The following is a 24529-nucleotide window of genomic DNA, read 5'->3' as shown; positions in this document are numbered from 1 at the left end:
CGCGCTGCTGCGTCCGCTCGCGACGCTTGCCGCGACGCAGCAGGGCTTCGCACTCGCGCCGCGCGAGGCCGCCGAGGTGGCCGTGCTGGCGCGTCCCGTCGAAGAAAAGCACGCGGCCGTGCTGGCGCTGCTCGCCGATGGCGAGTCGTGGTCGAGTTCGGCGCTCGCGCTGGCGCTGGGCGCGAGTCAGCGCACCGTGCAGCGCGCGCTCGACGCGCTCGCGGCGGCGCACAAGGTGCAGTCGTTCGGCGAAGGACGCGCGCGGCGCTGGACCATGCCGCCGCTGCCGGGATTCGCGACGACCTTGTTACTCCCCGCGCCCTTGCCGGGCAATTAAGCTGTGCGCATCGCTGGTGTGCGGGCTTCGCCGCCGCGCACGTTTTGGATCGCAAGCGAACCGGAATCGAAATCGCATCGCAACCGAATCGCAACCGCATCGCAATCGAATCGAATCGCATCGAAACCGCATCGCAATCGAACCGCAAGGAGGCAACATGAAGCGTTCCCGCGCCGAGATCGTCCGCGAATATGGGCCGTTCGAGGGCATCGACAAGGTCCACGGCCTCACGTGGGACGGCCAGCAGGTCTGGTTCGCGGTCGGCGACCGGATTCAGTCGCTCGATCCGCAAAGCGGCCAGACGCAGCGCGCGATCGAGGTGCCCGCGCATGCGGGCACGGCCTTCGACGGCCAGCACCTGTTCCAGATCGCCGAAGACCGCATCCAGAAGATCGATCCGCAAACGGGCCGCGTGCTGGCGACGATCCCCGCGCCCGGCGGCGGTGGCGATTCGGGGCTCGCCTGGGCGGACGGCACGCTCTGGGTCGGCGAATATCGCGAGCGCAAGATTCATCAGGTCGATCCGCAGACGGGCGCGGTGTTGCGCACGCTGGAGTCGAGCCGCTTCGTGACGGGCGTGACGTGGGTGGATGGCGAGCTTTGGCACGGCACCTGGGAAGGCGACGAAAGCGGCCTGCGCCATATCGATGCGCGCACGGGCGAGGTGCTCGAACAGATCGACATGCCCGAGGGGACGGCCGTCTCCGGGCTCGAATCGGATGGCGGCGAGCGCTTTTTCTGCGGCGGCGGCCCGAGCGGCAAGATTCGCGCGGTGCGTCGACCGAAGCGGACGATCGAACAATAATCGGGATGCCGAAATAAATCGCCGGGCGACAGGCGGCTGCTTTCCGGCGATGCTTCCCGGCGATGCGATTCGTGCACTGAAACCAATGCAGCCAGCGCGCTCAAGTTTTCCGCGAACGTGCCGTAGAGCATGGCGTGGCGGTGCGCGGACTGTCCGGCAGTGAAGCCGGGGACAGTGAAGTCGGCGCGGCCGCGCGCAGCGAACTCCCGACCCACGCCGCACCATGACGTCACGCCTGAAGCTTCCGGTTTTTCTTGTCCTCGTTGTCCTCTTCGTCCTGGTTGCTTTCGTTTTTCTTGCGCCGCTGGCGCGCGCCGCGTTGCCCACCGACGACCCGGACGTCGAGCCCGCCGCGCCGCTCAACGAAAGGATCCTGCGCGTGCCGGTGCAGGCGTCGCCGCGCGTGACGCTCGAAGTGACCGTCTACATGCCCGCGCGCGGCGGGCCGTTTCCGCTCGCGCTCGTCAATCACGGCGCGTCGGACGACCCGCCCAACGCGCCGCGCGTGGCCGATCAATTTATCCCGTGGTACTTCCTGTCGCGCGGCTACGCCGTCGCCATGCCGATGATGCGCGGCTTCGCGCAATCGGGCGGCCATATGGTGCCGCACGGCTGCGACGTGCTCGCGATCGGCGCGGATGCCGCGCGCGATATCCGCAAGGTGCTCGACGTCGTCGAGACGCTGCCGGGCGTGGACGCCACGCGCGTCGTCGTCGCGGGCAAGAGCATGGGCGGCTGGAACACGCTGGTGTTCGGCGCGCAGAATCCGCCCGATGTGAAAGGGCTGCTCAATTTCGCGGGCGGCGTGAAGGAGAGCGATTGCAGCCAGCCCGACGCGAGCCTCGTCGCCGGCGCGGGCGAACTCGGCGCGCGCACGCGGCTGCCGTCGATCTGGTTCTACGGCGACAACGACCAGATCTTTTCGAGCGCGACCTGGCACGGCATGTATAGCCGCTACACGGCGGCGGGCGCGCGTGCCGAACTCGTCGATTACGGCGCGTTCCAGAAAGACGCGCACGCGATGACGGCCTCGGGCGCGGGCCTGCCGCTGTGGGTCGAAAAGGCCGATGCGTTTCTCACGGCCATCGGCATGCCGGGCCGCGAAGTCGCGCCCGAGTATCTGCCGCGCGCGGCGCCGCGGCCGAGCGGTTATGCGTCGCTCGACGATCTGGCCGCGGTGCCGTTCCTGAGCGCGCAGCAGAAGGCGAAGATTTACGTCGGCTTTCTGGCGGCGCCGCTGCCGCGCGCGCTGGCGATCGGCAGCACCGATGCGATCTGGGCGTCGGGCGGTTTCGATCCCGCGCGCACGGCGCTGGCGCGCTGCTGGCAGACGTCGCAGTACTGCCAGATCTATGCGATCGACAAGACCGTGGTCTGGCCGCGCCAGCCGGACGCGCCGCCGCGCACGAACTTCGCGGCGCTGCAAAACGTCGGCGCGGTGCCGTATCTGCAGCCGCAAGGGCGGCGCGCGTATGCGCAGTATCTGGCGGCGATCCGTCCGCGCGCGTTCGCCATCGCGCCGGACGGCGCGTGGGGCGAGGCATCGGGCGTCGATGCGATCAGTGATGCGCTGGTGCAATGCGGCAACGGCCACGTGGGCTGCCGCCTCTATTCGGTCGATGGCGACGTGGTCTGGGCGGCGAAGTAATTGACGTTAAATCGCAACTAACTGCCAGTCCCGTCACGCCACGGCCAATCGGGCCGGCGTGGCGCGGCAATGTTCCACGCTCGTTTTGAATCTCGTTATTCAGGGCGGAATCGGCCTGAGCTTACTGCGGCAATGCGTCTCTGGAGTGGTTTTGTCGGCGGCCTATATTGATTTTATTGTCGTCTGAATCGTTTCACGCATTCACGCATCGTCATGGCCAGGAAATTTCCGCTGCATCCGTCGCATCCCGAGCGAGTCTGCTGGGGCTGCGACCGGTATTGTCCCGCCGCGTCGCTCAGTTGCGGCAACGGTTCGAGCCGCACGCAGCATCCCGTCGAACTGCTCGGCGACGATTGGCTCGACTATGGCGATTGGGGATTCGACACGTCGGGCGAGACGTCCGCCGAAGAGACCGCCGCGCCGCGCTGAAGCACCGCGCTAACCGGCCAGATTCCGCGTGGCCGCCGCGCATCCCGCATCCATCAACGGCTCGACGACGGCGCGCCGTTCCTCCGGCAGAAAGTCGCAGATCCACACGAAACGGCAGTGCCCGTCAGCGTCCGGCACGATCTGCATCGACGCCGCATGCTGCTCGAAATTCGGCCCGATCACCGCGTAAGCCACGCGCATGCGCGCCTCGTCGATCGTGACGATGCGCTCCTGCACCACGGCGCCGTTCGCAAAGGTCACGGTGCGCACGTCGCCGTCCACGCGGGCGTCGGTCAGCACGCCCGCAAAGACGCGCGCCAGTTGGCGCGAATCGCGCAACATCTCCCAGGCGCGTTCGGCGGCGGTTTCCAGCGGAATATCGCGGTAAAGGGAAGTCATCGGGCTGTCTCCTTCGTCTTTTACGAGGCGGGCATCGCGGCGTCATCCAGCGCGCGCGCCGGACCACGATGCCGGGGAAAATCGCTATCGATGCCGCTTTGCGCGCGCGTTCAGGCGCACACGCTCAATGCGAATGCCGATGATGCACGTCGGGAAAATGCGCGTGCGTATGCGTGAGCGGCAGATGCCGGTGCGCGTGCGTGTGCGGCTCGGTGCCGTCCCAGTCGAAATCGTGCTCGTGCTGATGATGCTCGTCGTGACGATGCCGATGCGTGTGATCGAGCGCCTCGTGCGTGTGTTCGTGCTCGTGACGCTCGCGCACGTGCAGCCACACGCCGAGCGCCATCAGCGCGAGCGCGAGCCAGAACGTGAAGGCGGGCCGCTCGGGCCAGATCAGCAGCGACAACGCCACGCCGAACAGCGGCGCCACCGAAAAATACGCGCCCGTGCGCGCCGAGCCGAGGTGGCGCAGCGCCACCACGAACAGCACGAGACTCACGCCGTAGCCCGCGAAACCCACGACCATCGCGCCCGCGATGCGCGCGGCGTCGGGCCAGTGCGCGCCGAGCCATAGCGCGACGCCCAGATTCACCGGCCCGGCCACCAGGCCCTTGATGCAGGCGATGGTCATGGCGTCGTTGGCGGAGACCTTGCGGGTCAGATTGTTGTCGATGGCCCAGCACAGGCAGGCCGCCGCGACGAACAGCGCGCCGGGGGCCACGCCGGGCGCACTGGTGGTGCCGGCAGCCGATCCGTTCCACGACAGCAGCACGCCGCCCGCGACGATGGCGGCCATGCCGAGCGCGATCTGCGTATCGAAGTTTTCGCGAAAGCACACCCACGCGATCAGCGCCGTGAGCACGCCTTCGAGATTGAGCAGCAGCGAACTGGTGGCGGCGGGCGTGCTGACGAGGCCGAGCATCAGCAGCGCGGGACCGGCCACGCCGCCCGCCGCGATCGCGCCCGCGAGCCACGGCAGTTCGGCGAGGCGCAGCGGCGCGTGTTCCTGCCGGGCGCTCGGGGAGGTCGGGGCGCTGGCGGCGCGGCGCAGACGCCGTATCAGCATGGCGGTCGCGAGGCCCGCGCCGCTGCCGAGATAGAACAGGCCCGCGACCATGAACGGCGGCATCGCGCCGAGCAGCGCCTTGGCGAGCGGCGTGGCCGCGCCGAACAGCGCGGCGGCGAATAGCGCCGTGGCGATGGCGCGGTGGTGCGGTTTCATGATCGGGCGTGCGGGCGGATGAGCCGGCGGTGTTCCGCTGCGGGGGCGCGTAGTTGCAGCGGGTTGCCGGGTTGCGCCGATTATCGCTCGATTTGTGCGCGCCGCCATCGCCATGCGCCAGCGAAGTAACTTCGTGGCGCGGACCCGCCCCCGGTTTGGCGAAGGCACGCTTCGCGCAGGTCTCGATGGTCGATGGCTTGACGCTTTGCTGGGGGCGTTTGAAGATCGCGCGCGGCGTCCTACGAGGTCTTGATCATCGCGACGACCGATTGCTCGTAGGGCACCGATGTGGGCGCGAGGAAGATCCAGCTCTGGCCCGGCGCAATGCCGCCGCCTGCCGCGCTAGCCGAACCGATGATCCGGCCTTGTCCGTCGAGCAGGTTGATCGTGATGGTGGCGGTGTCGATGCGCGCACGCGTGACGTTGGTTGCGGTGCCGGTGATGTAGCCTGTCACGCCGCCTGCGTCGACCACACCGCGCAGATCGCGCAGTTGCAGCGCGTCTTGCGCCGGTGCCTGTGCCTGTGTTGTCAGCGCAGCGGCGCCGAGCGCGGCCGCCAGGAGAATGCGCTTTGTGGTCCGCTGGTTTGTCCGCTGTTCCGTCTGCTGTTCCGTCCGCTGTTCCGTCGGTTGTTTCGTCGGCTTCATGGTTGTCTGGCCCTCGTAAAGTTATAGGCCAGTCATTGAAGCGCGACTGCGCGAAGCCAACCGTGAGCGCGGTCAAGGTCTGAGGCGCTTTGGGACTTATCGGGGAGCCGGAACGGGGTGGACGCTCAGACGCTACCGTCCTTTACCGGTCTCACCAGGCTTTTCACCATCGCCGAGACCATCCGCGTCGCCAGTGCATGGCTTCTCCAGCCATGTGCGTCAAAATGGCCGTTGGCGACAAACTTGTGGTTCTGGAACACATCGAGATCGACCGATTCCCAGTATTGATTCGCGATGGCGGTGGGGTCGTCGCCGGTCAGGGCAATCGAGACGGAATAGTCCAGCACGGTTTTGCATTCGGCGGGTTCGGTGCCGGGGCTATAGAGCGCGCTGAGAATGCCTTCGTCGCGCAGCGCGGTCTGAATCACCCTGACCAGTTCGTTGGAGTACGAAGTCTGCCGCATGACGATGCATACGCGATTCGTCTCAATCGTTTTTCCGGTCACATAGATTGACGTCGGCGTTTGGGCGATGCAGCCGCCGCACGTGGCGATCAGGGTTGCGATTGCGGCAACCTTGAATCGGCGTAAAAAGCGCCGGAGAGCGTCATGCTGCCCAGTGAGGCTGGCAACGCCAAGATCCATAAGAGTCCTGAAATGCATTTCGGACGGGCGGGCGAGCGCTGCGGCGGTTCTGACGCCGCGCTCGGCCCGCTTCATTGGTTCAATTCATTGCTGTCGATGCACTAGCGGCGGGAGGGTTAGCCCTGGCGCTGCGCGTCCAACGGACAACGCACCGGCCTGGCTTGTCCCGGTCCGGCCGCGAGTGCGCGCAGACCGCTCGCGATGGATTGCGACAGCGCGCCGACAGCGTCGCGATGCCCGGCCACCAGCGCGTCATAACTCGCGCCCACGGGTTCATCGAGCACCGTGCGGCAGGTCATGACCGTCTGCGAGTCGAGCGAACGCACGCTCCAGACCGCGTCGATCAACGCGTGCGAGCCCGGCCACGATTCGAAGCGCTGCACGTTCACGCTCACGCGGTAGACCGGCACGCCGTCGGGATGCGGCGAACCGTACACGTCGATCGTGTTCAGCTGCTGCGTGAGGTCGACCGAGAGCGCGCGGCGGATCTCGTCGCCGGGCATCGACGCCCAGCGTTCCTGTTCGAGCACGCGCACCTGCGCGGCGTCGGTTTGCACGACGAATTGCGTCTTCGCGACTTGCGGCGGCACGTCGACGGGCGCGAGTTCGATCAGCCACGCCGGGTTGCCGTTCGCCGCGGCGGCGGGCTGGGTGCGCGCCGCGTCGCCGGTCGGGCTCAGCGTGTAGAAGCGGCTGGCGGGCGAGGCGCAGCCCGCGAGCGCCGCCGCGAGGGCGAGCGCCGAGGCAAGCGCCGAAAGGCGGCCCGTAAGCGCGGATGAAAACACGCCCGAAAGCGGCATGAAGCGAAACGTCATGGCTGGTCTCCTGATTTGCCGCGCAGCAGCGATTCGGGATGGCGCTCCAGATAATCCGAAAGCGCGTTGAGCGATTGCAGCGTGCGCGTCAGTTCCTGCAGCGCCTGGTGCACGTCCGATTGCATCGGCGAATCCTGTTGCAGCGTGGCCTGCGCGGCGCTGAAAGTCTTCTGCGCTTCGGCGAGCGTGCCCTGCATCTGCGGCAGAAGCTGGTTGTTGACCTGACCGAACATCTGGTTCGCGCTCTTGAGCGACTCATTCAGGTTGTTGCCGATCTTGTCGAACGGAATCTGATTGAGCTTCTTCGTGATGTCGGCGACCTGTTGCTGGAGTTCGTCGAGCGAATTCGGCACCGTCGGCAGCTGCATCGGATCGTGGTCGAGATCGGCCTTGGCGGGCGCTGCCTTCGGGAACATGTCGAGCGCGATATAAAGCTGACCCGTCAGCAGATTGCCGTTGCGCAACTGTCCGCGCAGGCCGTGCTGCACGAGGCGCTCGATCAGCGCGCGGCTCTGCGGCGAATCCGGCGGCGGCGTCGGGCTGCCGCGCGTGCGGCGCACGAGGCGCAGCGGATACAGATTCATGGTCACCGGCATGGTGAAATTGCCGTTCTTCGCGTCGTAGTCGATGCCGATGTCGGTCACCTGGCCGAGCACGATGCCGCGGAAATCCACGGCCGCGCCCACCGACAGCCCGCGCAGCGACTGGTTGAAATTCATCACCACGCGCACGGGCGTGCCATCGGGTTCGTGCATCGCTTCGCTCTCGTCGGAGGCGAGCGTGAACGCGGCGTTGGTGGGTGCCTGCGTGCCGGCCGACTGGCCCGGTGGCGTCTCGAAGGCGAGACCGCCCGCCATGACGGTCGCGAGCGACTGCGTGTTGACCTTGAAGCCGCTCGAATCGAGCTGCACGTTCACGCCGCTCGCATGCCACCAGCGCGTGTTGGCGCCGACGTACTGGTCGTAGGGCGCGCGCACGAAGACCTGTACGGTCACGCCCGAGCCGTCCTTGTCGAGCGAGTAATCGATCACCTGACCGACCTGCATGCGGCGATAGAAGATCGGCGTGCCGATGTCGAGCGAGCCCAGATCCTTGCTATGCAGCGCGTATTGATGGCCTTTCTCGTCGATGGTCACGGCGGGCGGCGTCTCCAGCCCTGTGAAGTCGTGATCGGTTTCGTCCGAGCGGCCGGCGTCGGCGCCGATGTACGCGCCCGAGAGCAGGGTCCCGAGACCCGACACGCCGCCCGCGCCCACACGCGGACGCACCACCCAGAAACGGCTGTCCTTGCGCGCGAAGTTCTCGGCGTCCTTCGTCAGCTCCACCGTCGCGAGCACGTGCGAGAGGTTCGGCGACAGCTTCACCGTGCGCACCGAGCCGATATCGACGTTCTTGTACTTGACCTTGGTCTTGCCGGGTTCGAGCCCTTCGGCGCTCAGGAAGCTGATCGTGATGGTGGGGCCGCGCGCGGCGACCGACTTCGCCACGAGGCCGACGCCGATCAGCGCCGCGATCAGCGGCACGATCCAGATCAGCGACGGCAGCCAGCGTTTCGGCTCGACGATGTCCGGGTCGTTTGCATCGGGCGTATCTGCGTCGCCGGAAGGCCGGTGTGTTCCGTTGGTTCCTTTCGGACTAGTCATTCGCGTGTTCCTTTGTGTATTCCTTTGTGTCTTGCATGGGTCGCTGCGTGGGTCGCTGCGTGGCGCCGGGAACCGGATCCCAGATGAGCCGCGGGTCGAATTGCATCGCCGCCAACATCGTCAGGATCACGACGGAACCAAACGCGATCGCGCCGGGGCCGGCGGTGACGACGCCGAACGAGCCAAAGCGCACCAGCGAAACGGTGAGCGCGATGACGAAGATGTCGAGCATCGACCAGCGCCCGATGAATTCAACGATGCGATAGAGCGTGGTGCGTTCCGCCGAGCGCCATTGCGAGCGGCGCTGCGAGGTCAAGGCGAGCAGCGCGAGTGCCGAGAGCTTGAGCATCGGCACCATGATGCTGGCGACGAAGACGACGGTGGCGATCAGCCATTCGCCCGTCAGCCAGAAGTGGACGATGCCGCTCAGGATCGTGTCGCCGCGATCGTGTGCGAGCGTGGCCGTGTTCATGATCGGCAGGACATTCGCGGGGATATAGAGGATCGCCGCCGCGCTCAACAGCGCCCACGTGCGCCGCAGCGCATCGGGGCGTCGCGTGTGCATCGGCGCATCGCAGCGCGTGCAGCGCCGATTGTGTGCGTGAGGCTGCTGCGGCTCCAGTTTCCCGCATACGTGGCAGCAGTCGAGGCCCGCTTCCCGCGCGGTAATGTGGCTCGGCTCGCCTGCATCGGCGCGCGGGCGGTGCTGATGGTGCTGATGGTGTTGCGAAGGCGTGCCCGGAAGGTCGGCCGGCGATGAGCCGTCCGCCGCGCGCGCACGCAACGCATCGACGAGATCCCAGAGCCCGCGCGGATCGAACGCCGCGACGACGGCCAGCATCAGCGTCAGCGCGGCGAACGCGAACAGGGCCGTTTCGGGAATGACGCGCGCGATGCTCACCAGTTTGACGATCGTGACGAGTATCCCGACCATGAAGACTTCGAGCATGCCCCACGGCCGCACGAAGCGCAGCGCCTTCATCACGAGCTTGAAGCCAGGCGCGACGATGCCCTGACGCAAGGGAAGCAGGACGTAGAGCAGCGCCACCATCTCGATCAGCGGGAACAGGAAGGTCGCGCAGAACACCATCGACGCGACGGACTGCATGCCCTCGCGCCACAGGACCACGAGCGCGCCGAGCAGGCTCGACTGCGAAGTGATGCCGTTGGCGTCGAGTTCGATGATCGGGAACGACTGCGCGATGATGAAGGTCACGAGCGCCGCAACGGTGATCGCGCAGATGCGGTCGAGCTGCGCCGCGTTTTCGCGGTAGAGCGCGGTGCCGCAACGCGAGCAACGCGCGGACTGCCGTCGTAGCAGGCGAGGCTTGCGGTAGAGCGCGTCACAGTGGCGACAGGCGACAAGTTTGGAGTAGGGCATCCGGGACGACGTAAGGCAAAGGCAGGTGTGGCGGCCGCGAGGATCGGCCGCGTCTTGCATCGGGCGCGCCATGCGGATTTGCGCGGGCGGTTCGGCCATCAGGTCGCGAACACGGTGGAAGCGGCGATCACGCTTGTCGTGATCGCCGCTACGGGTTTCGTCCGATGGCCGGCGATTATGCCTGTGGCTGCTGCGGTTGTGCCGGTTGCGGCTGTTGCTGCGCTTGCGGCTCTTGCTGCCCTTGCCAACCCAGCCCCAGACTCTTCTGCAGCGAGACGTAATCCTTGAGCAGTTCCGCCTGCCCGGCGATCACGTCCTGCTGCGCCGAAAACTCGGCACGTTGCGTATCCAGCAGATCGACGAGGCTGACCGTGCCCGCGCGATAGCGCTGGCGCGTCAGATCCGCCGAGCGCAGCGCGGACTTCTGCACCTTCTCCAGCGTCGCCAGATGCTCGCGCTGGTAGCCGAAACGCGAGAGTCCGTCGTTGGCGTCCTGAAGCGCGCCGAGCACCGTCTTTTCGTACTTCGCGATGGCTTCGTCGCGCGAGGCTTCGGCGCCGTGCACCGCGCCCAGCGTGCGGCCGAAATCGAGCAGGTTCCACGAGAGATAGGGCGCGCCGACCCACGTCGCGTTGGACTGGCGGAACAGGTGGCCCGGATCGGCGGCCGAATAGCTCAGATCGCCGTAGAGCGTGATCTTCGGGAAGAAGTCGGCGATATGCTCGCCAATCTGCGCGTTGCTCGACGCAAGACGGCGCTCGGCGGCACGAATGTCCGGGCGCTGCGCGAGCATTTTGGCCGGATCGCCAATGGCGACGGTGCCCGGCAGCGCGGGCAATGCGCCCGGTTGTGCCAGCTCCGCGTCGAGCGCGCCGGGCGCCTTGCCCGTGAGCACCGCAAGCTGATCGAGCGAGATGTCGACCTGCGCCGCGAGCGGCGTAATGGTCGAGCGGGTATTTTCAACCTGGGTCGTCAGGCGTTCGACATCGACTTCGGCGGCCGTGCCGCCCGCGCGGCGCTGCTCCGTGAGCGTGAGACTCTGCTGCTGCAACTCGGCGGTGCGTTGCGCGATGATCAGGCGCTGCTGCTGATCGCGCAAATCGATGTAGGCCTGCGCGACCTCGGCGGCCAGCGAGACCTGCGCATCGGCGAGGTCGGCATTGACGGCCTGGGACTGCGTATCCGCGGCTTCGATCGCGCGGCGCGTGCCGCCGAACAGATCGATTTCCCACGAGGCATCGAAGCCGGCCGTGTAGAACGAGACCGGGCCGCGTCCCGACGAACTCGCGCTGGAACCGGACGACGAGAACGCGCTGATATCGGGCTCGCGCATGCGGATCGCGGCGGCGTCGGCGCTCACTTTCGGCATTTCAGCCGCGCGCTGCTGCTGCAGTTGCGCGCGCGATTCGCGCAGCCGCGCCTGGGCCGCGCGCAGATCGGGGTTGTGCGCGAACGCGGCTGCGATCAGCGTGTTCAGTTGCGGGTCGCCGAGCGCCAGCCACCATTGGTTCGGCGCGGGCGCGGTGGCGATGATGCCGTTCGCGGGGGCGCGCACGAAGGTGCTCGCGCTGGCCGCGTCGGGCGCGACGGACGGCGCGCCGTGGTAGTCCGGGCCCACTGTGCAGGCAGCCAGCAGGCTGGCGGCAAGTGCGGCTGCAAATGGGGCTGCAAATGGGGCTGCAAGCGCGGCGGCACGCGGGCGGAGGGAATAGCTTGTCATCATGTTCGATTCTGTTGGCTTCAATGACCGTCTGCGGGAGCGGCGCCAGGGCGCGGATTCTTGAGCAGAAAGGCCAGGGGAATACACACGAGCAGGGCGACACCGAGCACCCAGAACGTTTCCGAATAGGTGATGACGATCGACTGGGTCTGGATCTGCGCGGCCAGTTGCCCGAGCGCCTGCATGTTGGCGTAGGCCAGGTCGCCCGTCTGCGCGAAGAAACTCGCCGCGCTCGCGGCGATATGCGTTTGCCCGGTGATCGAATTGTTCGTGACGGCCTCGCGGAGCACGGCCGTATGGAAGGTTTCGCGCCGGTCGATCAGCGTGCCGATAATGGCGAGACCCACCGAGCCGCCGAGATTGCGCGCCATGTTGTAGATGCCCGCCGCGTCGCCCGATTCTTCGCGCGAGACCGCGGCCATCGCCGCCTGATTGAGCGGCATCATCGAGAGGATCTGCCCCACGCCGCGCAACAGCTGCGACCACGTGAAATCGTGGCCGACGCTCTGCGCCGTGAGCGTGGTGTCGAGCATGCAGCTCCACGCGAAAAAGAGCAGACCCGTGACGACGAGCATACGGATATCGAACTTGCCGAGCAGACGCGGCAGCAAGGGCATGGTCAACATCGCGGGGATGCCGGAAAGCAGCATGACCATGCCCGACTGCTCGGCGTTGTAGCCGGACACCTGGCTCAGAAACTGCGGCAGCAGATACGAAATGCCGTAGAGGCCCGCGCCGACCATGAAGACGATCACGTTGACGCTGGCGAAGGGCAGGTTACGCATCAGCGAAAGACGCAGGATGGGCTTTTTGGCGACGAACTGCGAGATGCCGATCAGCAGCATCCCGAACAGCGAGACGAGGGTGAGCGTCACGATCATCTGCGATTCGAACCAGCGCTCGCGTTGTCCTTCTTCGAGCACCACGGTCAGCGAACTGAGGCCGATCGCGAGTCCCATGATGCCGATCCAGTCGGCCTTCAAAAAAGCGTCCCAATGCGGACGATCGGGGCCCAGGCCGTAAAGCAGCAGGGTGATCAGCGCGAGACACACGGGCAGATTGACGAAGAAGCACCAGCTCCAGCTGATGTTTTCCGCGAGCCAGCCGCCGACCACCGGGCCGAGCAGCGGCCCGAGCAGCGCGGTCAGGCCGAACATCGTCATGCCGATGGGCAGTTGCGAAGCCGGCAGCCGGGTGCGAATGATGGTCTGCGCGGTCGGGATCATCGCGCCGCCCGTGAAACCCTGGCCGATGCGCCCGGCGATCATGATGGCGAGCGAGCCCGACCAGCCGCACATCATCGAAAAGCCGATGAACAGCGTCGCGTTGGCGAGCAGGAAATTGCGCAGGCCGAACACGCGCGTGAGCCACGCGGCGAGCGGAATCATGACGATCTCGGACATCAGATAGCCCGTGGAAATCCACGTGCCCTCGGTGCCGGTCGCGCCGATTTCGCCCTGAATCTGCGGCAGCGCCGAGTTCGTGATCGAAATGTCGAGCGTGGCGATCAGCGCGCCGAGCGCGCCCGCGGCGACGGCGATCCAGTCGGAGGCGCTCGCGCGTTCGCCCTGCGCGGGCGGGGCGCTCATGGCGCGGCCGCTCATGCCGGCGGCGGCGTTGCTCGCATTACTCACGATGATTCTCGACGTCGATGCGTCGTTCGTCGTCGCGCGAGGAGCGCGTATCGACCTCGGCGGTCACCGACATGCCGGGCAGCAGCACCTTGCGCGTTTGCGGCCCGGTTTCCACGCGGATGCGCACCGGCACGCGCTGGACGATCTTCGTGAAGTTGCCCGTGGCGTTCTCCGCCGGCAGCAGCGCGAACTGCGAGCCCGTGCCCGGCGAGAAGCTGTCCACGACGCCGTGGAGCTTGTGCCCGGGGAGCGCGTCGACGGAGATATCGACCGGCTGACCGATGCGCATGCGCCCGATCTGCGTTTCCTTGAAGTTGGCGGTCAGATACGTGTCCTGGACGGGCACGACCGAGAGCATCCGCGTGCCCGGCTGCACGAACTGTCCCACGCGCACCGTGCGGTCGCCGACGCGGCCGCTAATGGAACTCTTGACGACCGTATGGTCGAGATCGAGCTGGGATTGCGCGGCGCTCGCCTTGGCCGCTTCGAGCTGGGCGCGTGCCTGGCCGAGCTGAGCCGTCAGCGCGCCGACCTGCGAGCGAGCCGATTCGACGGCCGCATGATCGGCGGCGAGCGTCGCCTGCGCCTGATCGCGCGAGCTCTTGAGTTCCGAAAGCTTCTCGGCCGTTTCGGCGCCCGAGGCCGCGAGCGGCGTGTAGCGCGCGACCTCGTCCTGGGCATGGCGCAGGCTGACTCGCGCGACTTCCTCCTGGGCCACCGCCTGAGCGATGTTCGCGCGCTGTTGCGCGAGCTGCGCGTCGGCGTGTTCGATATCGGCGTTACGCGCATCGACCGTGGCGCTGGCCTGTTCGAGCGCGGCCTGGTACTGGCGCGTATCGAGGCGCACGAGCGGGTCGCCAGCCTTGACGGCCTGGTTGTCGGCCACGAAAACATCGGTGATATAGCCGCTCACCTTGGGGGCGATCGTCACGCTATCGGCCTGGAGATAGGCGTCGTCGGTGCTCTCGATGAAGCGGCCGACGAGCCACCAGTGGCCCGCCCAGCCTGCTGCACCGGCGAGCGCGACCAGCGCGGCCCCGATCGCGATGCCGCGCTTCGAGCCCCGTTTGGCGCTCCGCGCGGGCGCGGTGGGTGTTGTGTCCTGGCTATCGCGCACCGGCGCCCCTGCAGTCGTCGACATGGTTTGAAAACCTTAAATTATTCCGAGTGGACGAATTATTCCAGTCGGTAAATTTCTGTCAAGTGTTATATTTTGCAAGTTATGAAAGCTCCCCACCGCTATGACTGAATCCCGAAAGCCCCGCCACTCGACCGAAGGTGGCTATGCGCGCGGCGAAGAAACCCGCCGAAAGCTCATCGACGCCGCCATCTCCTTGTTTGGGCAACATGGATTCGCGGGCGCGTCGACGCGCGATATCGCGGCGCTTGCCGGCGTCAACGCACCCGCGCTGCAGTACTACTTCGAGAACAAGGAAGGGGTGTACCGGGCTTGTGCGGAGTCGATCGCGGACGAAGCGCTTCAGGTGCTCGAACCCGCGCTGCTGGCGGCTCAACGCACGCTGGACGATGAGGGCGCGACTCAGGACGCACTGATCGAGTCTTTCGTGACGCTTCAATGCTCCATTGCCGATCTGATGTTCAAGAAGGGGCGAGAGACCGACCGGCGGCTCTTTTTCGCGCGCGAGCAGGGCGGCGGAGAGCCGGAAATCGGTTCGCAAATCCTGCGGGATCGCTTGCGTTCGCCGATGAACAAGGTCAATGCCGCACTCGTTGCGCGCATTACGGGTCGCGCGGAAAACGATCCGATCACCATCGTGCGAATGATCAGCATCTGGGGGCAATTCTTTGCGTTTCATGTCGCGCGAGAATCGACGCTTTCTATGCTCGGGTGGGCGGATCTCGATGGGGAAAACGCGGAATTCGTGAAAACGATCGTCAGTGCGCAAACGCGGCTATTGCTGGATTCGTGGCGAAGGGAAGCGGAGTAAAGGTATTTGAGGTTCGAAGCGCGCAGTGAGTGCAAGACGTAATCGTCGGCCGCGGCAGAATCTCCACCTGGGAAGGTTTCAGGAGTTGGCGTTGTTGATTTCCGCCGCGCAGAATAAAAATATTAGCGGGCGCAAGCTCACGCGCGCGTAGTCTCGCCGCCTTGGCAGGCGACGCGCGTGCAAACGTTCATATCGGCGACCGGACCGGGCAATTGCGGCCCGCTCCGTGGATGAGATTGCATGGGCCGATGAATCACGCCATTTCCGTGCTGGTTGCTGTCGTTGCCGCTCTAATTGGCAGGATAGCTAACCATTGCTAATTCAATTTCATTGGATCAATCCGATAAGCGCTCATTGGATGCGCGAATCCCGTCGAAACGGTGCATCGATTTATATAGCGTCCATCTGCTATGCGTCGCCGATCCCGATTCAAAAACTCGATATGGCCAAATGAATCGCCAAAGTGATCATCATCACCGCTGCAAACCCGTCCAGCATCCGCCAGGCGATGGCGCGCGAAAAGAATGACCGGCAGAATCGCGCGCCATATGTCAGCAATAAAAACCACATGAGCGATGCCAGCACGGCACCCGCTGTGAGCGACAGACGCGCGTCGGCTGGCCGGTTCGCGACGATTGAACCGAATACCAAAACCGTATCGATCCAGGCATAAGGATTGAGCAGAGAAACAGCCGCCGTGGCAAGCAGCGTTTGAAGGAGCGGCTGACTCACCGCGGCTTTAATCTCATCGACATGCTTTCTGCGAATCGCCGAGCGCAAGGCGATCAGTCCATTGCACGCGAGATAAAGAATTCCGCCAAGCAGCGAGATGGCGAGGATGCGTGGGCTGTGCGACACCGCGGCCGCGAGACCACTGGCGCCGGCCGCGATCAACAATGCGTCACTGCCTGCACAAACGCAGGCGATGAGCAGGGGATAGGCACTGGGAATGGAAATCTTGACGACGAAAGTGTCTTTCGGACCCACGGAGGCAAAAAGACTGGCGCCGAGCATCACGCCTTCGACGAGCGCAGAGGAGTCGATCATGGATAGGCCGACAACCTCTTAAGCTGAACCGGTAATGGTCAAGTTGTCGAAAACTATACGCGAAAGTATGGACTGCGCCAATTGCTTGTCAGGGTCGCCGTGCTGGCGAGTCTTGCGCAGGACAGACGATGCCGACCCACTACTCGACGACGACCTGGTTTGCTGCGGTAACGCGGCAGAGCGTCGATCAGCATTGGCTTGTAGTAATGTGACGCTGCTTTGGTCCGGGAGCCATCAATCTTTATCGTCGGAAGCAATCAAGCGCCGATTCTTTCCATTTCGTGCCAGGTTTTTTTGGCCGGTGGCGAAGACCGGGAAGCGCATAAGTCCAATTTCTTACTGAAAGCTAGCTCGCGCACGTTCGCTTTGCACGCCCGCGATACGTCCCCGCGCGCCTCGCCGTGAGCATGGCTCGCGCCAACGCAAGCGCGCTGCGGGCCTCGCATCGCCCGCACCTGCGACCTCGCCAGTCGCGCTGCCGGCCACGCCATGCCGATCCGTTCACCAAAAAAGTGCCAGCGAATCTGCGATTTGTATAGGGACAACACCGCGCCTTGGCCCTATCTTCCTACCAGCCTGGCGGTTTGCGCTTTGCTGTGACGCTGATAAAAATGGAGACTAGTACTGTGCGTTCTACGCCTCAGATCAAAACGAAAATCCTGACGTGCCTGACCTTTGCTGCCGCTGCCGCGTTCCTCAACGGAGCGGACGCCGCGACAGCGACCAAGGGTGACTTGCTGCTTTACCGCATTGGCCCGACGACCTCGGAACTCTACGTCGCCAATGCCGACGGCAGCGACGAACATCGACTGATTCAGTCCGATGGTTTCGATTATCACGGTGCCTTTTCGCCGGACGGCAAATGGATCGTCTTCACCTCCGAGCGCGACGGGCTCGGCCATGCCAGCCTCTATCGCGTGCGTGCTGACGGCACGGGCCTGCAACGGCTGACCGACTGGACCGGCGTGAGCGACGCCGCGGTTTACAACCCGGCCGATCCGAATGTCATCGCGTTTGTGTCCACGCGTCGCGGCAAGGATACGTGGGGCACCACGAATATCTGGACGCTCAACATCAAGACCGGTGCGCTGCATAACGTGACCGGCGATATCAAGTTCGACCCGGAAAAGCCGCACAGTTTCTTCCGTCCTTCGTGGTCGCCGGATGGCAAGTGGATCGCGCTGTCGTCGGATATCGGCAGCGACTGGCGAGGCCATAACCTGCCGGTCGGCTGGGAGCGCACCCAGGAAACCAGCATCTACGAAATCCATCCCGACGGCACGGGCTTCAAGCAGATCGCGTCGCATGCGGGCTTTACCGAAGGTTCGCCGTCGTGGTCGCCGGACGGCAAGCACGTCGTGTTCTACGAAACGTCCGTCGAGTCGACCTGGGGCGCACACCGGCCCGAAGCCATCGGCAAGGTCGACACCCAGATTGTGCAAGTCGATGTGGCGACGGGCGCGCGCCAGGAACTGACGAACTCGCCGGGTTTCAAGGTGTTCCCGCAGTACGTCGGCGCAAGCGACGTCGCCTGGCACATCAAAAACGGTTCGCAGGAAGGCATCTATACGTCGAGCGGTCAATCGCGCTCGACAGCGGGAACCGGCATCCGCTCGCCGCATTACTCGGCTGACGGCAAGAAGGTCGTCTACGAGAAAGTGGTGTACGGCAAGCCGTTCCACCCGAACGGCACGCCGCTTTACAGCTTCGATCCGCAATGGAATTACCGTTTCGTCGATGTCTTCCCGCAGCTCTCGCGCGACGGCAAATCGCTGGTGTACACGGAGAAGGCGGTCGGCTCGTCGATCGTGGTCGCGAATACCGACTTCAGCGATGCTCGCCATATCTATGATCCGGCGACCAGCGGCCTCGATCCGAAGCTGATCAAAATGGGCCTGGCCGGCGCGTTCCAGCCGACGTGGTCGCCGGACAAGCAATGGGTGGCCTTCGGCGTGGGCGGCTGGTTCTTCACGCGAAACCACATGCCGGGCCGCATCATGCGTATCAAGGCCGACGGCAGCATGAATGGCAAGCCGGAGATCCTGACCGACGGCAAGGAGAATGCGGGCTTCCCGAGCTATTCGCCGGACGGCATGCGCATCGTCTACCGCGTGTGGAGCGATACGGACAACGGTCTGCGGGTCCTCGACCTCGAAACGCACAAGACCACGGTGCTGACCACTGAGCCGGACAATCTGCCGGGCTGGTCGCCGGATGGCACGAGGATCGTGTTTACGCGTAAGGAGATCAACCCGAACGATCCCAACAAGTTCCACTACGACGTGTACACGATTCACCCGGATGGCTCCGACGTCCAGCGCGTGACGCCGCCGGGTTCGAATCAGGCGCACGCGACCTGGACCTGGGACGGCCGCATTGCGTACAGCTCGGGCGAATATGGCTTCCGTGACGAGCTTTCGCTTTACGACGACACCTTCCAGCCCGACGGCCAGAACTGGGTGATGAATGCGGACGGAAGCAATCGTCACGCGATTACCGACACTGTTTGGGAAGACTCGATGCCGCTCTATATTCCGAAGCAGTAACGTCGCTCCAACGGTTTAAACGGCAAAGGCACCGCGCTCGGGCGCGGTGCCTTTTTTATTTTCTGTTCCGATCCAATCGTATCGGCATCCTGATTAATTCGAGGCTGCAATCGGATGGGCGATGAATCTGACCTGATTGCGTGTCGAGACTTACCCGAATACGCACCCGTTATCGCCGAAAAGTGCCAGCGAAAATCACTTTTGTGTAAAGGCAACCACGCTGGTATCGCTTAAATTGCACTGCACCGCAACGGGCTTCACCCGATACACATTCACGAAAGCCGTTGCCGGTGGCACGAAAAATCGAGTCGAAAATCGACCGAGTCTTGCATATCGACAAATATGGAAGGAGACATGAAAAAATCAAACGCTACCCGCATGCCGTTGTTAGGTGTTGCCTTTGTCGGCTGCGTGGCAGTTGCGGGTGTAGCCCATGCTGAAGATGCTTCGTCGGTCGCAGCGAGTGGAACCCAGGTAGCACAGACGGACAGCGCAGCCTCCAGCGCCGCGCCCATGACGCTCTCGCAGGCCAGCACGGTGACGGCGCCGCTCTCGCCGCCGCCGGGGCTCTACACGCCGCCGACTTCGTGGAACGACACGTATATCGGCTATCGCGTGGGCACGAACTTTTACTACCCGGGTGTGCGCACGGCGTCGGGCGCGCCGGCGAAGATCACGCAGAACATCGGCTTTCTGACGACCACGGGCGGCTTCAAGTACGGCAGCTACGCGTTCAACGTGGACTACCTCGTCTCCAGCATGGCGAACCCCGAAGCGGGGCCGACCAACGCGTACGGTTATCCGACGCCGGGTTCGGGCGGCGCGCAGGAGGTCTATAGCGTCGGCCGCGTCTCGTTCAGCGCAGGCAAGATTTTCGGCAGATCGTTTTCGTATGGCGTCATGCGCGACTTCGGGCTGACCGTTGGCTATGAATTCGGCGTCAAGAACGATGCTTATGGAGAGCGGGCTCGCATGCTGGTGGTTGGGCCGAGCATCGACTTCGCCATACCCAACGGCTTCTGGAACATGACGCTCGGCGTTCGCACCGAGAGCAATCACGACGGCATCACGAATGTGGAAGTGCATTTCAACCCTGCGGTGCACTTCGAGACGTCGTGGCTCTATAACTTCCGTGTGGGTCCCGTTCCGCTGGTTTTCAAGGGTTTCGCAAGCGTCACCGGTCCGAAGGGCAAAGATGGTGCCGGCGTCAATACGACAACGGAATTCCTGACGCGTGCCTATCTGCTGGCTGACGTCGGCTCATTCGCCGGTCATCCGCGCACGGCATACATGGGTCTCGGCTATGAATACTGGCACAACATGTACGGCACGCCGTCTTCCGAGCAGCCGGGCACGACGCAGACGTCTGTCCCGATGTTCGTGGCGGAAATTCACTTCTGATCGCGCTACCGGGTGAAGGCGGCCATCGGCAATCGTCGTGACGGTTGCTGCCGTGGCCGGGAGTCGCCGGTCTGGTCAGGGTGATCGGACCGGCGCGAGTTGAAATCGACAATGGAAAGGAAAGGGCATGACGAAGAAGCGATTTGACCGTATCGAGCCGCATAAGGCCGCGTACTTCGTTTTAACGTCCTGGTGAAATCGCAAAGGTACATAACGTGTCCGCTCTCGACTCGTACCTGCAGACCAACTTGAAGGCGCGGCATCTGCGCCTGCTCGTGGCAATCGACACCTACCGCAATCTGACCCAGGTCGCCGACGTCACGAACGTCACCGTGCCCGCCGTCTCCAAGTCGCTGGCGGAACTCGAACGGGGTCTCGGCCTCACGCTGTTTGATCGCACGGCGCGGGCGCTCGTGCCCACGCAGTACGGCGACTGCCTCATTCGCCACGCGCGGGAATTGCTGACCAACCTCGATCAGACCCGTGACGAGCTGAAGGCACTGAGTTCCGGCACTGAAGGCAAGATTCATATCGGCATGTTGCCTGCCTCCGCCTCGGTCTTGCTGCCGCAGGCGCTGAGCCTGCTCAAGCAGCGCTCGCCGGGCACCAACGTGATGGTGACGGAAGGAACGACGGCGTTGCTGCTTCCCGAACTCTGGCAAGGCCATCTCGATCTCGTGGTGGGCCGCTTGCCGCCGCCCGATACGCTCGGCAGTTTCGAAGAGAAGGAACTGATCGAGGAGCCCGTGACGCTGATGACGGGCCGCCACCACCCGCTCGCGCGCAAGAAGCAACTGTCCTGGTCCGATCTGCGTCCCTTTCCGTGGATATTGCCGCCGCCCGGTTCGATACTGCGCGATCCTCTGGAACGCGCGCTCGAAGCGCATGACGTGCCGCTGACGAACAACTATATCGAAACGCTTTCGGTCCACGTTGCACGCGTCCAGCTGCAAATATCCGACTTCATCGCCGTGATGGCGGGAACGCCGGGCAGCGACACGGCGCAGCCGCTTCACACGCTGCCGTTGAGGCTGCCGCGTCTGCTGCGTCCGGCTGGCGTGTTGTGGAATCGCAATCGCGGCTTGACGCCGGGCGCGCGGCGCATGCTGTCGTGTCTGGAGGAGGTCGCTGTGCGGTTGGGGACGGAGGCGGCAAGCGCGCGAGCCGTGGCGTTGTCAAACGGTTAGCCGGTCCTTGGCTTCATTCACCAGGCCGATGTACGACGCTCTCGACAAGGCCGCGGTATCGCGCCGCTTGAGCATGAACGCGCTGTTCGTCGATCCTTGCGCTCGAACAGCGCTCTGAAATTCGCACGGAAGAAAACATGATCATCGATTGCCACGGTCACTTCACGACCGTTCCCGCTTCGTTCCGCGACTGGCGCGCGAAGCAGATCGCCGCCGCCAACGATCCGGCCAACGCACCGGCACTCTCGGGCGCGCATGTGAGCGACGACGAGATCCGCGAAGGCGTCGGCAACGGCCAGCTGCGCCTGCAAAAAGAACGCGGCGGCGACCTCACGCTGTTCTCGCCGATCGCCGGCCTGATGAGCCATCACCTCGGCAACGAGCGCACGAGCCTCGAATGGGCCGAAGTGTCGAACAATCTCGTGCGCCGTGTGTGCGATATCTATTCCGACAACTTCGTGCCGGTCTGCCAGCTGCCGCAATCGCCGCTCGCGCCGCCGAAGAATTCCGTGGCCGAACTGCGCCGCTGTGTCGAGGAAATGGGCTTCGTCGGCTGCAACCTGAATCCGGATCCGAGCGGCGGTTACTGGACCGGCAAGCCGATGACGGATCGCGAGTGGTATCCGCTCTACGAAGCGCTCTGCGATCTCGACGTGCCTGCGATGATCCACGTGGCCGCGTCGTGCAACGCCTGCCATCACGGCACGGGCGCGCATTATCTGAATGCCGATACCTCGGTGTTCATGCAGCTGCTGCAAGGCAACGTGTTCAAGGACTTCCCGACGCTGCGTCTCGTGATTCCGCACGGCGGCGGCGCGGTGCCTTATCACTGGGGCCGTTATCGCGGCATGTCGCTGGAAATGATGGATCGTCCGCTGGAAGGACTGCTGAACAATATTTTCTTCGACACCTGCGTCTATCACCACCCGGGCGTGGAATTGCTGACCAAGGTTGTGCCGACGAGCAACGTGCTGTTCGGTTCGGAAATGATCGGCGCCGTGCGCGGCCGCGATCCGAATACCGGTGAGTATTTCGACGACACCAAGCGCTACGTCGACGCCTGCGAAGCACTGAGCGACGCCGATCGTCACGCGATTTTCGAAGGCAACGCACGCCGTGTCTATCCGCGCCTCGATGCGCTGCTCAAGGCCAAGGGGCTCTAACGAAGTCGACGGTGATGACAATCCCCCTGGAAAAGGGGGCTATTACAAGGTGATACATGAAACTTGTCCATCAACTACCGTTGGCGTTGGGCGCGGCGTTGCTGGTTGCTTCGGGGGCAGGGCTGTTTGGCGTGTTGCAGATGAACCGTGCCGCGGATACCTATGAGCGGCTCGTTCTGGTGGACGATGCACAGGCGCGTGCTGTCGACGAAGCGCTAGTCGCATTCAAGAATCAGATACAGAACGGAAAAGATATTCTGGTGCGAGGAAAAGACCCCGCGCACTTCGAAAAGTACTGGGGCGCGTTCCAGAAATACGAGCAGACGGCGCAGGCCATCACGGAAAAGCTTGCGCGAGAATTGCCGCCCGGTGATGCGCGCGCAAAGATCGAATGCTTCAACGCGTTGCATCAGCAGATGGGTATAGCGTTTCGCGCGGCGCTGGCGAAATTCGAAGCGTCGGGCTTCGATATCGCGGTCGGCGACCGGGCGATCGATGGCCTCGATCGCGATTCCGCGATCACGCTGCGCGAATCGGGCGAAGCCATCGTCGTGCAGACCGCCGTTGCCGTGGCCATGGCGAAGGCGAAGCAAAAGCGCGCCATGATCGAGAGCGTGGGTGTCATGGCGATCATCGTGCTCGCCGGGATGGCCGCCGCGCTGAAATTCTCGCGGGCGATTACGCGCAAGCTGGGCGGCGAGCCCGACGACGCGTGCGAGGCCGCGCGCCAGATATCCCAAGGCAATCTCAACGTCGATTTTCATTTGCGCCCGGGTGACAACGACAGTCTCATGGCCGCGATGCGCGCGATGACGGGGGCGCTCGCGGGGATCGTCGAACAGGTCCGTACGAGCAGCGACGCCATTGCGACCGGCTCGGCACAGATCGCGTCCGGCAACACCTGGTTGAGTCAGCGCACGGAGGAGCAGGCGAGCGCGCTCCAGGAAACCGCGGCATCGATGGAGCAATTGAGCGCCACGGTGAAGCAGAATGCCGCGAATGCGCTCGAAGCCAGCGAGTTGGCGACGGGGGCATCGTCGATTGCCGTGCAGGGCGGGAGCATCGTGGGCGCCGTCGTCGAGACGATGAAGGGCATCAACGAGGGCTCGCGGAAGATTGGCGAGATTATCGGCATCGTCAACGATATCGCGGCCCAAACCAATATTCTCGCGTTGAACGCGGCCGTGGAAGCGGCGCGCGCGGGCGAGCAGGGGCGAGGGTTTGCTGTCGTCGCGACGGAAGTGCGTTCGCTTGCGAAACGCAGCGCACAGGCTGCGCAGGAGATTCGTGCCTTGATCGCGTCCAGCGTGGATCGGGTCGATCAAGGCAGCACGCTCGTCGACGAAGCGGGCGCGACGATGACGCAGGTCGTCGAGGCCATCCAGCGTCTGAGCGTGCTCGTTGCCGAGATCAGCCACGCGAGCGCGGAGCAAAGCGCCGGTGTCGGGCAAGTCGGCGAAGCCGTCAATCAGATGGATCAGGCCACGCAGCAGAATGCGGCGCTAGTCGAAGAAAGCGCTGCCGCAGCCGGGAGCCTGAAACAGCAGGCCGACAATCTTGTTGGTTGCGTTGCGCAGTTCAGGCTTTGAGGCGATTGCTTTGGCGCGGTTGCTTTTGGGGCGATTGGGTGGGCGATTCGAAGCCGCCCTGCGGGCCGCCGTCTCCGCCCCCCAATTTTTTGAGGCGGGAGCAGTTTTCGGCGGGAATAAAATTATTTCGCAGAATCGCTTGACGTGATTCCGAATGACCTCCATAATTCGCCTCCTTCGCTGATCGCTGCGAACGAAAACGAAGCGATTGAGACGAAATTGTTCTTTAAAAATTTACAGCCGATAAGTGTGGGCGCTTGATTCGATCTAGCTCCTCGCCGTGATCTTTTTGATCTGGCGAGATAAGCAAAAGTATCAAGAGT

Annotated in this window: 20 protein-coding genes and 1 pseudogene; 10 read left to right on the top strand and 11 right to left on the bottom strand. The window is 64.2% G+C overall.

The window, feature by feature from the left end; translation table 11 throughout:
- The 4 genes and pseudogenes from LDO54_RS39355 to LDO54_RS35355 form a co-directional block, all read left to right on the top strand.
- Nucleotides 1-337 (top strand): annotated as a pseudogene (locus tag LDO54_RS39355) (helix-turn-helix domain-containing protein); the annotation flags it as partial.
- A 157-nt stretch (nucleotides 338-494) separates the two neighbouring features.
- Entirely contained in the window at nucleotides 495-1142 is a 648-nt protein-coding gene (locus LDO54_RS35365; protein WP_224017188.1) for a Vgb family protein, read from the top strand.
- 319 nt (nucleotides 1143-1461) lie between these two features.
- On the top strand, nucleotides 1462-2790 hold the full coding sequence (locus LDO54_RS35360) for a dienelactone hydrolase family protein (RefSeq protein WP_224017186.1): 1329 nt from the start codon (nucleotides 1462-1464) through the stop codon (nucleotides 2788-2790).
- Nucleotides 2791-3003: 213 nt separating this feature from the next.
- Nucleotides 3004-3219 carry a DUF3079 domain-containing protein gene (locus tag LDO54_RS35355; RefSeq protein WP_224017184.1) on the top strand — a complete coding sequence of 72 codons (216 nt, stop codon included), beginning with the start codon at nucleotides 3004-3006 and terminating at the stop codon, nucleotides 3217-3219.
- Nucleotides 3220-3228: 9 nt separating this feature from the next.
- Here the strand turns inward: LDO54_RS35355 and LDO54_RS35350 are convergent, their stop codons facing one another.
- The 10 genes from LDO54_RS35350 to LDO54_RS35305 all read right to left on the bottom strand — a co-directional run bounded on the left by LDO54_RS35350 (nucleotide 3229) and on the right by LDO54_RS35305 (nucleotide 14465).
- Nucleotides 3229-3618 (bottom strand): SRPBCC family protein, encoded by a 390-nt coding sequence (locus LDO54_RS35350; RefSeq protein ID WP_224017182.1) that lies wholly within the window; start codon nucleotides 3616-3618, stop codon nucleotides 3229-3231.
- 124 nt (nucleotides 3619-3742) lie between these two features.
- Nucleotides 3743-4840, bottom strand: coding sequence for a DMT family transporter (locus LDO54_RS35345; protein ID WP_224017181.1), 1098 nt, complete (start codon nucleotides 4838-4840; stop codon nucleotides 3743-3745).
- Between the two features lie 239 nt (nucleotides 4841-5079).
- Nucleotides 5080-5487, bottom strand: coding sequence for an FxLYD domain-containing protein (locus LDO54_RS35340; protein WP_224017178.1), 408 nt, complete (start codon nucleotides 5485-5487; stop codon nucleotides 5080-5082).
- A 125-nt stretch (nucleotides 5488-5612) separates the two neighbouring features.
- The gene (locus LDO54_RS35335; protein WP_224017176.1) at nucleotides 5613-6206 is read right to left on the bottom strand and encodes a hypothetical protein; all 594 of its coding nucleotides are present in this window, start codon (nucleotides 6204-6206) and stop codon (nucleotides 5613-5615) included.
- Between the two features lie 41 nt (nucleotides 6207-6247).
- On the bottom strand, nucleotides 6248-6931 hold the full coding sequence (locus tag LDO54_RS35330; RefSeq protein WP_224017194.1) for a PqiC family protein: 684 nt from the start codon (nucleotides 6929-6931) through the stop codon (nucleotides 6248-6250).
- A gap of 11 nt (nucleotides 6932-6942) precedes the next feature.
- Nucleotides 6943-8589 (bottom strand): intermembrane transport protein PqiB, encoded by a 1647-nt coding sequence (locus tag LDO54_RS35325; RefSeq protein WP_224017174.1) that lies wholly within the window; start codon nucleotides 8587-8589, stop codon nucleotides 6943-6945.
- The gene (locus LDO54_RS35320; RefSeq protein WP_224017172.1) at nucleotides 8582-9970 is read right to left on the bottom strand and encodes a paraquat-inducible protein A; all 1389 of its coding nucleotides are present in this window, start codon (nucleotides 9968-9970) and stop codon (nucleotides 8582-8584) included. The genes LDO54_RS35325 and LDO54_RS35320 overlap by 8 nt, the downstream gene beginning before the upstream one ends.
- Nucleotides 9971-10145: 175 nt before the next feature.
- Nucleotides 10146-11690 carry an efflux transporter outer membrane subunit gene (locus LDO54_RS35315; RefSeq protein ID WP_224017193.1) on the bottom strand — a complete coding sequence of 515 codons (1545 nt, stop codon included), beginning with the start codon at nucleotides 11688-11690 and terminating at the stop codon, nucleotides 10146-10148.
- Nucleotides 11691-11710: 20 nt separating this feature from the next.
- Nucleotides 11711-13294, bottom strand: coding sequence for an MDR family MFS transporter (locus LDO54_RS35310; protein ID WP_224017191.1), 1584 nt, complete (start codon nucleotides 13292-13294; stop codon nucleotides 11711-11713).
- 22 nt (nucleotides 13295-13316) lie between these two features.
- Entirely contained in the window at nucleotides 13317-14465 is a 1149-nt protein-coding gene (locus LDO54_RS35305) for an HlyD family secretion protein (RefSeq protein WP_224017169.1), read from the bottom strand.
- 100 nt (nucleotides 14466-14565) lie between these two features.
- Between LDO54_RS35305 and LDO54_RS35300 the strand changes: the two genes are divergently transcribed.
- A complete protein-coding gene (locus tag LDO54_RS35300; RefSeq protein ID WP_224017167.1) occupies nucleotides 14566-15273 on the top strand; it encodes a CerR family C-terminal domain-containing protein in 708 nt (235 codons plus the stop codon).
- A gap of 429 nt (nucleotides 15274-15702) precedes the next feature.
- Here LDO54_RS35300 and LDO54_RS35295 read toward each other — a convergent pair whose 3' ends face one another.
- Nucleotides 15703-16320, bottom strand: a complete 618-nt coding sequence (locus LDO54_RS35295) for a LysE/ArgO family amino acid transporter (RefSeq protein ID WP_224017165.1) — start codon at nucleotides 16318-16320, stop codon at nucleotides 15703-15705.
- A gap of 626 nt (nucleotides 16321-16946) precedes the next feature.
- Here LDO54_RS35295 and LDO54_RS35290 point away from each other — a divergent pair.
- The 5 genes from LDO54_RS35290 (at nucleotide 16947) to LDO54_RS35270 (ending at nucleotide 24206) form a co-directional block, all read left to right on the top strand.
- Complete coding sequence (locus LDO54_RS35290) at nucleotides 16947-18866, top strand: hypothetical protein (protein WP_224017163.1); 1920 nt, start codon at nucleotides 16947-16949, stop codon at nucleotides 18864-18866.
- A gap of 354 nt (nucleotides 18867-19220) precedes the next feature.
- Nucleotides 19221-20267, top strand: coding sequence for a hypothetical protein (locus LDO54_RS35285; RefSeq protein WP_224017161.1), 1047 nt, complete (start codon nucleotides 19221-19223; stop codon nucleotides 20265-20267).
- Nucleotides 20268-20482: 215 nt separating this feature from the next.
- Nucleotides 20483-21454: a LysR substrate-binding domain-containing protein gene (locus LDO54_RS35280; RefSeq protein ID WP_224017160.1), complete on the top strand. Its 972-nt coding sequence runs from the start codon at nucleotides 20483-20485 to the stop codon at nucleotides 21452-21454.
- Nucleotides 21455-21591: 137 nt separating this feature from the next.
- Nucleotides 21592-22617, top strand: coding sequence for an amidohydrolase family protein (locus tag LDO54_RS35275; protein WP_224017158.1), 1026 nt, complete (start codon nucleotides 21592-21594; stop codon nucleotides 22615-22617).
- A 56-nt stretch (nucleotides 22618-22673) separates the two neighbouring features.
- Nucleotides 22674-24206 carry a methyl-accepting chemotaxis protein gene (locus LDO54_RS35270; protein ID WP_224017156.1) on the top strand — a complete coding sequence of 511 codons (1533 nt, stop codon included), beginning with the start codon at nucleotides 22674-22676 and terminating at the stop codon, nucleotides 24204-24206.
- Nucleotides 24207-24529 lie beyond the last annotated feature (323 nt).

Origin of the sequence: Paraburkholderia tropica (genome assembly GCF_914484835.1) — a bacterium.
GTDB lineage: Bacteria > Pseudomonadota > Gammaproteobacteria > Burkholderiales > Burkholderiaceae > Paraburkholderia > Paraburkholderia tropica_A.
The sequence above is the reverse complement of the archived record's forward strand: the minus strand, read 5'-3'. Positions and strand labels throughout refer to the sequence as shown.